General features: G+C 41.0%; 1 pseudogene. It reads right to left on the reverse strand.

From position 1 onward, the window contains the following. A pseudogene (locus AC5590_RS09125) lies at window positions 1-297 on the reverse strand (IS630-like element ISAcma27 family transposase); the annotation flags it as partial. Window positions 298-556: the final 259 nt, after the last annotated feature.

Genomic DNA, 556 nt, shown 5'->3' on the forward strand with positions numbered 1-556 from the left:
ATCTTGTACTATGACTGTGGTACATCCAATTCTTTCTGCCTCTTGTGCTTCAAGCTCCATCATCTGGATATAAGACTTGCGATTAACACCGCCAATAACTAAACCGTAAACAAAGCTGATTAGAGGTTGAAGAAGCCCAATAATGCTTAATCTACGACCACGACGTTTTGTTTGTTCTAAGCATTTTTGCTCTCCTCGTTGGTAATAGGTGTAACTTGGCTCGCTCCACATACAGAAACCTGACTCATCCAGATATTTCAAGTCTATTTCTCCTGTAGCAGCAGATAGTTCCAACATATCTAAGTCTGGTTGCTTGATTTGTCTGGTTTTTCGGTCTTGTTTCCCCTTGTGGCTTTTTCTTGTACGTTTCCAAATGACCCCCTTTTTTTAAGTACCCGTCTTAATCTATCGGGACTCAGTTTAATTTGGCGATCAGCTTTGCTGGCTCCCTGCTGGAGCATCGCAAAGAAGTTTTTGAGTTAGTTGAAGACTGTTGTATGTACGTGGTTCCTTTTTCAGGCATTCTTCCAAAAAAACGATATCTTCTTCGGTATAC

It is taken from the genome of Brasilonema octagenarum UFV-OR1 (assembly GCF_963888615.1).
Taxonomy (GTDB): Bacteria; Cyanobacteriota; Cyanobacteriia; order Cyanobacteriales; family Nostocaceae; genus Brasilonema; species Brasilonema sennae.